The sequence below is a fragment of the Shigella sp. SIG3 genome, from assembly GCF_053555855.1.
This window is the reverse complement of sequence record NZ_JBQZXE010000127.1, coordinates 1-9714: the sequence shown is the minus strand read 5'-3', so window position 1 is coordinate 9714 and position 9714 is coordinate 1. Positions and strand designations below refer to the sequence as shown.

Annotated in this window: 8 protein-coding genes and 1 pseudogene; 5 read left to right on the top strand and 4 right to left on the bottom strand. The window is 50.8% G+C overall.

Annotation, left to right across the window (positions count from 1 at the left end):
* Nucleotides 1-331: 331 nt before the first annotated feature.
* Nucleotides 332-676, bottom strand: coding sequence for a RidA family protein (locus tag ACUU1I_RS17435; protein WP_001295493.1), 345 nt, complete (start codon nt 674-676; stop codon nt 332-334).
* Nucleotides 677-807: 131 nt separating this feature from the next.
* On the opposite strand from ACUU1I_RS17435, the gene ACUU1I_RS17430 reads away from it, so the two are divergent.
* From ACUU1I_RS17430 to rnd, 5 genes are all read left to right on the top strand, one after another.
* Complete coding sequence (locus ACUU1I_RS17430; protein WP_000128843.1) at nt 808-2718, top strand: ATP-dependent DNA helicase; 1911 nt, start codon at nt 808-810, stop codon at nt 2716-2718.
* Nucleotides 2719-2775: 57 nt separating this feature from the next.
* Nucleotides 2776-3471 carry a tRNA (adenosine(37)-N6)-threonylcarbamoyltransferase complex dimerization subunit type 1 TsaB gene (gene tsaB, locus ACUU1I_RS17425; protein WP_001220997.1) on the top strand — a complete coding sequence of 232 codons (696 nt, stop codon included), beginning with the start codon at nt 2776-2778 and terminating at the stop codon, nt 3469-3471.
* Between the two features lie 39 nt (nt 3472-3510).
* Nucleotides 3511-4092 (top strand): Slp family lipoprotein YeaY, encoded by a 582-nt coding sequence (gene yeaY / locus ACUU1I_RS17420; protein ID WP_000290580.1) that lies wholly within the window; start codon nt 3511-3513, stop codon nt 4090-4092.
* 204 nt (nt 4093-4296) lie between these two features.
* Nucleotides 4297-5982, top strand: a complete 1686-nt coding sequence (gene fadD, locus ACUU1I_RS17415; RefSeq protein ID WP_005049882.1) for a long-chain-fatty-acid--CoA ligase FadD — start codon at nt 4297-4299, stop codon at nt 5980-5982.
* Between the two features lie 81 nt (nt 5983-6063).
* Nucleotides 6064-7179, top strand: coding sequence for a ribonuclease D (gene rnd, locus ACUU1I_RS17410; RefSeq protein ID WP_005068740.1), 1116 nt, complete (start codon nt 6064-6066; stop codon nt 7177-7179).
* Nucleotides 7180-7232: 53 nt separating this feature from the next.
* On the opposite strand, the gene yeaX is transcribed toward rnd, so the two are convergent.
* The 3 genes and pseudogenes from yeaX to ACUU1I_RS17395 all read right to left on the bottom strand — a co-directional run.
* Nucleotides 7233-8198, bottom strand: coding sequence for a carnitine monooxygenase reductase subunit YeaX (yeaX, locus tag ACUU1I_RS17405; RefSeq protein ID WP_001287020.1), 966 nt, complete (start codon nt 8196-8198; stop codon nt 7233-7235).
* 55 nt (nt 8199-8253) lie between these two features.
* Nucleotides 8254-8883 (bottom strand): annotated as a pseudogene (gene yeaW / locus ACUU1I_RS17400) (carnitine monooxygenase, oxygenase subunit YeaW); the annotation flags it as partial.
* A 329-nt stretch (nt 8884-9212) separates the two neighbouring features.
* The coding region (locus ACUU1I_RS17395) for a helix-turn-helix domain-containing protein (RefSeq protein WP_449144865.1) at nt 9213-9714 on the bottom strand (502 nt) is incomplete at its 5' end.

Here is a 9714-nt window from a genome sequence, read left to right as displayed (position 1 = left end):
ACGAGTTAACCTGTTGACATTCAGGTGTTTTAAAGGTAGCAGCTCATGGTGTGTTATCCAGTAAGATGGAGAAAATTAACGGTCAGCCCGCACGCTATAACCAGATTGTTCAGCTAAGAAAGAAAACCAGAGTTGCTAATCAAAGGGCGAACACAACGGCATGGTTATGTTTATTTATATAGTTAGTTTTATGGATAAAATTGAAATTATAAATATAAATAATGAATTAGCAGAAGCATCAACAGTGATATCTTATTCTCTGGTCGATTTATGTAAAACCGACCAGTATTATCGATAAATTATCGTCTGACTTATTTTGCTTCGATAAAGCTTACACCGCAGCCACAATCTTAATTTCAACTTTATACTTCGGGTTCATCAAACCCGCTTGTACCGTGCAGCGCACCGGCGCATGACCCGCGACAACCCAGGCATCCCACGCTTTATTCATCGCCGCGAAGTCGTTTTTATCGGCCAGGAAAATGGTGGCATCCAGAATGCTCGATTTATTGCTGCCCTGTTTTTCCAGCACGGCGTCAATCTGTGCCAGCGTGTTGGCGGTTTGCTCAAAGGCATCGGCGTCGAGGTTTTCCGGTACACCAGTGTAGTAGAGCGTGTTGTTGTGGATTACTACATCAGACCAGCGGGCTTCAGCATCGATACGAACGATAGTCATCATTTTGTCCTCATTATACTTCCATTTTCGTGCTGCAAAGACTGCCACAATGTGAGGTTGCCGTCACCACTTCAACTGGCGAAAGCGCCCTCATCCTGACATAATCCCTGTTCAAATCAACAGGGGGTAGTGTGACGGACGATTTTGCACCAGACGGTCAGCTGGCGAAAGCGATACCAGGCTTTAAGCCGCGAGAACCACAGCGACAGATGGCGGTAGCCGTCACCCAGGCGATAGAAAAAGGCCAGCCGCTGGTGGTGGAAGCAGGAACCGGTACGGGCAAAACCTACGCTTACCTGGCTCCTGCGCTGCGGGCGAAAAAGAAAGTCATTATCTCGACCGGCTCAAAAGCGTTGCAGGATCAGCTCTACAGCCGCGATTTGCCAACAGTCTCAAAGGCATTGAAATATACGGGCAACGTGGCGCTGCTGAAAGGGCGCTCAAACTACCTCTGCCTCGAACGTCTCGAACAGCAGGCGCTGGCGGGGGGCGATCTGCCGGTACAAATCTTAAGCGATGTGATCCTGCTGCGCTCCTGGTCTAATCAAACAGTCGATGGTGATATCAGCACCTGCGTCAGCGTGGCGGAAGATTCACAGGCGTGGCCGCTGGTCACCAGCACCAACGACAACTGTCTTGGCAGCGACTGCCCGATGTATAAAGATTGCTTTGTGGTCAAAGCACGTAAAAAAGCGATGGACGCCGATGTGGTGGTGGTAAACCATCATCTCTTTCTGGCGGATATGGTGGTTAAAGAGAGTGGATTTGGCGAGTTGATCCCTGAAGCGGACGTCATGATCTTCGACGAAGCCCACCAGCTACCGGACATTGCCAGCCAGTATTTTGGTCAGTCACTCTCCAGTCGACAACTGCTCGACCTGGCAAAAGACATCACCATCGCCTACCGCACCGAATTAAAAGACACCCAGCAGTTACAAAAGTGCGCTGATCGTCTTGCCCAGAGTGCGCAGGATTTTCGTCTGCAACTCGGTGAGCCAGGTTATCGCGGTAACCTGCGTGAGCTGTTAGCTAATCCGCAAATTCAGCGGGCATTTTTACTGCTCGATGACACCTTGGAACTTTGTTATGACGTGGCGAAACTGTCACTGGGGCGTTCCGCCTTGCTGGATGCGGCATTTGAGCGCGCCACGTTGTATCGCACACGGCTGAAGCGGCTAAAAGAGATCAATCAGCCGGGCTACAGCTACTGGTACGAATGCACTTCGCGCCATTTTACTCTGGCTCTCACGCCGCTCAGCGTGGCGGATAAATTCAAAGAGTTAATGGCGCAAAAGCCCGGTAGCTGGATCTTCACCTCAGCAACGCTGTCGGTGAACGACGATCTGCATCATTTCACCTCGCGGCTTGGGATAGAACAGGCGGAGTCGTTGCTATTGCCAAGCCCGTTTGATTACAGCCGCCAGGCGTTACTCTGTGTGCCGCGCAATCTGCCGCAAACCAACCAGCTAGGTTCTGCTCGCCAGTTAGCGGCAATGCTGCGACCGATCATCGAAGCTAACAACGGTCGTTGTTTTATGCTTTGTACCTCGCACGCCATGATGCGCGATCTGGCCGAGCAGTTCCGCGCTACCATGACGCTTCCCGTTTTGTTGCAGGGGGAAACCAGTAAAGGCCAACTGTTGCAGCAGTTTGTCAGTGCCGGTAATGCGCTTCTTGTGGCAACCAGTAGTTTCTGGGAAGGGGTGGACGTGCGTGGCGATACATTGTCATTGGTAATTATCGACAAATTGCCGTTTACCTCGCTGGATGATCCACTGTTAAAAGCGCGCATGGAAGATTGTCGTTTGCGCGGTGGCGACCCGTTCGATGAAGTGCAACTACCAGATGCCGTCATTACTCTCAAACAGGGGGTAGGTCGACTGATTCGCGACGCCGACGATCGTGGCGTGCTGGTGATTTGTGACTATCGGCTGGTGATGCGTCCTTACGGCGCGACGTTTCTCGCCAGTCTGCCGCCCGCGCCACGCACCCGTGACATTGCCCGAGCGGTTCGTTTCCTTGCGATACCATCCTCCAGGTAATTTGTTACGGAGTATGGTATGATGCGCGCCTTTTTATTGATCTAAGCACGAAGACCCATGCGAATTCTGGCTATCGATACCGCGACAGAGGCCTGCTCTGTCGCCCTGTGGAACGACGGTACTGTCAACGCTCATTTTGAGCTTTGCCCTCGTGAACATACTCAACGAATCTTACCGATGGTGCAGGATATCCTGACCACCAGCGGAACTTCCCTGACTGATATTAACGCTCTGGCTTACGGGCGCGGCCCCGGTAGCTTTACCGGCGTGCGCATTGGTATTGGCATCGCGCAAGGGCTGGCGCTTGGCGCGGAATTACCGATGATTGGCGTCTCCACGCTAATGACGATGGCGCAAGGGGCGTGGCGCAAAAACGGCGCAACACGCGTGCTGTCAGCCATTGACGCGCGAATGGGCGAAGTTTACTGGGCCGAATATCAGCGTGATGAAAACGGTATCTGGCACGGTGAAGAAACCGAAGCCGTACTCAAACCCGAACTCGTTCATGAACGAATGCAACAGCTTTCCGGCGAATGGGTGACGGTAGGGACGGGCTGGCAAGCCTGGCCGGATCTCGGTAAAGAGAGCGGGCTGGTTTTGCGCGATGGCGAAGTGTTACTCCCCGCTGCAGAAGATATGCTGCCGATTGCTTGTCAGATGTTTGCCGAGGGTAAAACGGTGGCGGTGGAACATGCCGAGCCGGTTTATTTGCGTAACAACGTCGCATGGAAGAAACTTCCGGGCAAAGAATGAATCTTAAGAGTATGCCCTGAGAAAAAAAGGAGTCGCATCATGGCGGTTCAAAAGAATGTTATCAAAGGCATACTGGCAGGTACGTTTGCGCTAATGCTGAGTGGTTGTGTCACTGTGCCGGACGCCATTAAAGGCAGCAGTCCCACGCCGCAACAAGATTTAGTTCGGGTGATGAGTGCGCCGCAGCTGTACGTTGGTCAGGAGGCACGCTTTGGTGGCAAAGTGGTTGCGGTACAAAACCAGCAAGGGAAAACCCGCCTGGAAATTGCTACCGTACCGCTGGACAGCGGAGCTAGGCCGACGCTGGGAGAACCTTCTCGCGGTCGCATTTATGCCGATGTGAACGGTTTTCTGGACCCGGTGGATTTCCGTAGACAACTGGTTACGGTAGTCGGGCCAATCACCGGTGCGGTTGACGGCAAAATCGGCAATACGCCCTATAAATTTATGGTGATGCAAGTAACGGGTTACAAACGTTGGCATTTAACCCAGCAGGTGATTATGCCGCCTCAGCCGATTGATCCATGGTTTTATGGCGGTCGTGGCTGGCCCTATGGCTACGGCGGATGGGGCTGGTATAATCCCGGCCCCGCGAGAGTACAAACAGTTGTAACCGAATAATTGCTTGTTTTTAAAGAAAAAGAAACAGCGGCTGGTCCGCTGTTTCTGCATTCTTACGGTAAAGATAAAAATAAATAGTGACGCGCTTCGCAACCTTTTCGTTGGGTAATTATCAAGCTGGTATGATGAGTTAATATTATGTTAACAGCGTGTATATCATTTGGGGTTGCGATGACGACGAACACGCATTTTAGAGGTGAAGAATTGAAGAAGGTTTGGCTTAACCGTTATCCCGCGGACGTTCCGACGGAGATCAACCCTGACCGTTATCAATCTCTGGTAGATATGTTTGAGCAGTCGGTCGCGCGCTACGCCGATCAGCCTGCGTTTGTGAATATGGGGGAGGTGATGACCTTCCGCAAGCTGGAAGAACGCAGTCGCGCGTTTGCCGCTTATTTGCAACAAGGGTTGGGGCTGAAGAAAGGCGATCGCGTTGCGTTGATGATGCCTAACTTATTGCAATATCCGGTGGCGCTATTTGGCATTTTGCGTGCCGGGATAATCGTCGTAAACGTTAACCCGTTGTATACCCCGCGTGAGCTTGAGCATCAGCTTAACGATAGCGGCGCATCGGCGATTGTTATCGTGTCTAACTTTGCCCACACTCTGGAAAAAGTGGTTGATAAAACCGCCGTTCAGCACGTAATTCTGACCCGTATGGGCGATCAGCTATCTACGGCAAAAGGCACGGTAGTCAATTTCGTTGTTAAATACATCAAGCGCTTGGTGCCGAAATACCATCTGCCAGATGCCATTTCATTTCGTAGCGCACTGCATAACGGCTACCGGATGCAGTACGTCAAACCCGAACTGGTGCCGGAAGATTTAGCCTTCCTGCAATACACCGGCGGCACCACAGGTGTGGCGAAAGGCGCGATGCTGACTCACCGCAATATGCTGGCGAACCTGGAACAGGTCAACGCCACCTATGGGCCGTTGCTGCATCCAGGTAAAGAACTGGTAGTAACGGCACTGCCGCTGTATCACATTTTTGCCCTGACCATTAACTGCCTGCTGTTTATCGAACTGGGTGGGCAGAACCTGCTTATCACTAACCCGCGTGATATTCCAGGGTTGGTAAAAGAGTTAGCGAAATATCCGTTTACCGCTATCACTGGCGTTAACACCTTGTTCAATGCGTTGCTGAACAATAAAGAGTTCCAGCAGCTGGATTTCTCCAGTCTGCATCTTTCCGCAGGCGGTGGGATGCCTGTTCAGCAAGTGGTGGCAGAACGCTGGGTGAAACTGACCGGACAGTATCTGCTGGAAGGTTATGGCCTGACCGAGTGCGCGCCGCTGGTGAGCGTTAACCCGTATGATATTGATTATCATAGCGGTAGCATCGGTTTGCCGGTGCCATCGACGGAAGCCAAACTGGTGGATGACGACGACAACGAAGTACCACCGGGTCAACCGGGTGAGCTTTGTGTCAAAGGACCGCAGGTGATGCTGGGTTACTGGCAGCGTCCGGATGCTACAGATGAGATCATCAAAAATGGCTGGTTACACACCGGCGACATCGCGGTGATGGATGAAGAAGGATTCCTGCGCATTGTCGATCGTAAAAAAGACATGATTCTGGTTTCCGGTTTTAACGTCTATCCCAACGAGATTGAAGATGTCGTCATGCAGCATCCTGGCGTACAGGAAGTCGCGGCTGTTGGCGTACCTTCCGGCTCCAGTGGTGAAGCGGTGAAAATCTTCGTAGTGAAAAAAGATCCATCGCTTACCGAAGAGTCACTGGTGACTTTTTGCCGCCGTCAGCTCACGGGATACAAAGTACCGAAGCTGGTGGAGTTTCGTGATGAGTTACCGAAATCTAACGTCGGAAAAATTTTGCGACGAGAATTACGTGACGAAGCGCGCGGCAAAGTGGACAATAAAGCCTGAGCGTTAAGTCAGTCGTCAGACGCCGGTTAATCCGGCGTTTTTTTTGACGCCCACTAAAGAGAAAACAATTTGAATTACCAAATGATTACTACGGACGATGCGCTGGCTTCTTTGTGTGAAGCCGTCCGTGCCTTTCCGGCGATAGCCCTGGATACTGAATTTGTTCGTACGCGCACTTATTACCCGCAGCTGGGGTTGATTCAACTTTTCGATGGCGAGCATCTGGCGCTAATTGATCCTCTCGGGATCACCGACTGGTCACCGCTGAAAGCGATCCTGCGCGATCCGTCCATCACAAAATTTCTCCATGCAGGCAGTGAAGATCTGGAAGTGTTCCTCAATGTCTTTGGCGAATTACCACAACCCTTGATTGACACGCAAATCCTTGCTGCCTTCTGCGGACGCCCGATGTCATGGGGTTTCGCTTCCATGGTGGAAGAGTATTCCGGCGTTACGCTGGACAAGAGTGAATCGCGCGCCGACTGGCTGGCCAGACCGCTGACCGAACGTCAGTGTGAATACGCAGCGGCGGATGTCTGGTATCTGTTACCGATCACTGCCAAGCTTATGGTAGAAACGGAGGCCTCCGGCTGGCTACCTGCGGCGCTGGATGAATGCCGCCTGATGCAAATGCGTCGTCAGGAAGTCGTTGCGCCGGAAGATGCCTGGCGTGATATCACCAATGCCAGGCAGTTACGCACACGCCAACTGGCCTGTCTGCAACTGTTAGCCGACTGGCGACTGCGCAAGGCGCGAGAGTGTGATCTGGCGGTGAACTTTGTCGTGCGTGAAGAGCATTTGTGGTCGGTCGCGCGTTATATGCCGGGAAGTTTAGGCGAACTGGACAGCCTGGGTTTATCCGGTAGCGAAATCCGCTTTCACGGTAAAACGCTGCTGGCGCTGGTGGAAAAAGCGCAGACATTGCCGGAAGATGCCTTACCGCAGCCGATGTTTAACCTGATGGACATGCCTGGTTATCGTAAAGCGTTTAAAGCGATTAAGTCGCTGATTACTGACGTGAGCGAAACGCATAAGATCAGCGCCGAATTGCTGGCATCGCGTCGGCAAATCAACCAACTGCTGAACTGGCACCGGAAACTGAAACCGCAGAACAATTTGCCGGAGCTGATTTCCGGCTGGCGTGGTGAGCTGATGGCGGAAGCATTACACAATTTATTGCAGGAATATCCGCAGTAAAATCTTCCGAAGCCGGACTGGGCGCGCTCAGCGCCACATCCGGCTTTGGCAAACTACAAATCCAACACCAGGCGTTTACCCTTCGCACGCGAACAACAGATCAACATACTTTGCTGGCTGGCACGCTCTTCATCGCTAAAATACTGATCCCGATGGTCAGCTTCACCTTCCAGTATTGCCGTTTCGCAGGTTCCGCATACCCCTTCACGACATAAACATTCCACTTTCGCGGCTTTATTATTTTCAATAACCTGCAAAATAGTCATCTCTTCCGGCACCACAAACTCTTTTCCGGAACGGGCAAGCACCAGGGTAAATGCATCGCCGGTTTTGTCTTCGATAGCAAATTGCTCAAAGTGCAGCGTATCGGCGGCGATGTCCAGACGCGCAGCTTCACTTCTTACCGCTTCAATTAGCGCCTCGGGGCCACAGGTATAAACGTGTGTGCCAGGTTCGATATCCGCCAATAATCGCGCTAATTCCAGTCGTGTTCCGGTTGATGAATGATGCAAATGGACTTTCTCAGCCTGCGGATGCTGGACTAGCTCATCACGAAATGCGCAACTTTCTGGATTTCGCGAGCAGTAATGTAGCTGCCAGTCGATGTCGCTGTGTTGCAACTCTGCCATGTGCGACAGGAAAGGGGTGATACCAATACCGCCCGCGATAAACAGATGCTTTCTGGCTGAGGGAATTAGCGCAAACAGGTTATTAGGCGTTGAGATCGTTAACCGATCGCCCACTTTTACCTGCTGATGCAAAAAGCGGGAACCGCCGCGCGAGTTTTCTTCCAGTCGAACTGCAATCTGATAACTAGAGGTGTTATGCGGTGAACTCAGTAGTGAATACGCATTGCTGTACTGGTTATCACCATCGCTCATCTGCACTAGGATGTGACTTCCTCCGGTGAACGCAGGCAGCGGTTTGCCATCGGTTGCCACCAGCGTGAAGCGTTTCACCTGTTCGGTAAGGGGTTCAACCTGGCTCACCTGTACTTCAAACATTTGATAGTCTGACATTGCTGTACTCCATCAAAAATCAGCCCAGCGGCGGAAAATACCGCCGCCGATGTCATTAGTCCTTAAACACCTGCGCCAGCAGATTATGGAAATGGGCGATACCATGTTCGGAAATGCCACTGCCGCTACTGTCGGCCATGATGCGCCCCTGACCACGATAGCCACGCGATTTCAGCCCTTTCTGTACGCTTTCAACCAGACGTAAATCTTCCGGATGGAACACATCGCGATACCACTCAATCAGCGATTTTTGCTCGTTGGTTAACTCTTCATTGGTGAAGTAAATATCGTAGTTTTGCAGGGTAGTTTCAGAATCCACCGGGAATTCATAAATGACCGTCATCATCCCTTTGATCGGGGTGACGTTCAGCATCGTGCACGGCCACAGCCAGAAACCGTGGAATGCCGCATCCGTACCCTCTTCAAATTTAAACGACTGTTCGGACGGTTTGGCGAAACCGTATTGCAGCGTCCAGTTACCGTGCATGGTGTGCCAGTAACGATCAACCTGTACGGAGTCGGAGAAACCTAGATGCGCCGGACCACAGTGATAGCACTCGAGATAGTTATCGACAATGTTCTTCCAGTTGGCAGGCGTGCGGGTGGTAAAGCGGGCCGCTAGTTTCAGATTGTGGACTTCCGGGCAGGCTTCCAGCACTTTCGCGCCCAGACCGGTGTATTGATTCACTTGAAGTACGAAAAAAAACCGGGAGGACATTGGATTATTCGGGTTCTGATGGGATTAGATTTGGTGGGGCTTGCAAGCCTGTAGCGCAAATTTTAGTCGTTAATCAATGAAACGCGAAAGATAGTAAAAAATTGCTTTTGTTTCATTGAAAATACGAAAAACAAAAACACTGCAAATCATTTCAATAACAGCTTCAAAAAACGTTCAAAACCGATAACAACCAGGCTGTAACCAAATGACTCATATCACAAATCAGCTCATGCCGTTTAGGTATGTTACATGTGTGATTATGTGAGGTGAAGTATGTTTTAGCTGGTTCATGGTTGTTATACGGCTTTTTTTACATCTTGTGGTTCTTGTGAAGGAGCTACAAGACCTTCCTGTTCATAAATACCATACTTTGACAAAATCTTTTTACGAGTATCTGTTGGTAATGATTCAAGCATTTTGGCTGTTTGTAAGGTTTGCTGCGAAATACCTTGCAAATCAGCCTGGATGGAATCATCGGAAGAAAAAATCTCAGGCATAAGAGCTTCAAATCCTTTCTTTCTGAACAACTCAATCGCAGAATGCAGTTCCTTGTCCTCTAACAATTCGACAATTGCGATCAGTTTAGTTTTCAATGTGCTGCGGTCAGGTTGAGAATTTTTATTCTCTTGATTATTTTTATGCTCAACCATTGGCATGCTCTGACTTTGGATAAACCACTCTATTGGACGCCCTGTTGCGTAGGCTATTTGTGCTAATCGATCTAAAGACGGGTATGTCTTGCCAGACAGGTAGTTTCTGATAACCCCATCAGAAAGTCCGCACTTAGCTGCAAACGCC

Excerpts from the sequence above, each read along its gene's own strand:
- yeaY (WP_000290580.1), top strand. The coding sequence starts at position 3,511 with ATGGCGGTTCAAAAGAATGTTATCAAAGGCATACTGGCAGGTACGTTT.
- yeaX (WP_001287020.1), bottom strand. The coding sequence starts at position 8,198 with ATGTCAGACTATCAAATGTTTGAAGTACAGGTGAGCCAGGTTGAACCC.
- rnd (WP_005068740.1), top strand. The coding sequence starts at position 6,064 with ATGATTACTACGGACGATGCGCTGGCTTCTTTGTGTGAAGCCGTCCGT.
- ACUU1I_RS17435 (WP_001295493.1), bottom strand. The coding sequence starts at position 676 with ATGACTATCGTTCGTATCGATGCTGAAGCCCGCTGGTCTGATGTAGTA.
- tsaB (WP_001220997.1), top strand. The coding sequence starts at position 2,776 with ATGCGAATTCTGGCTATCGATACCGCGACAGAGGCCTGCTCTGTCGCC.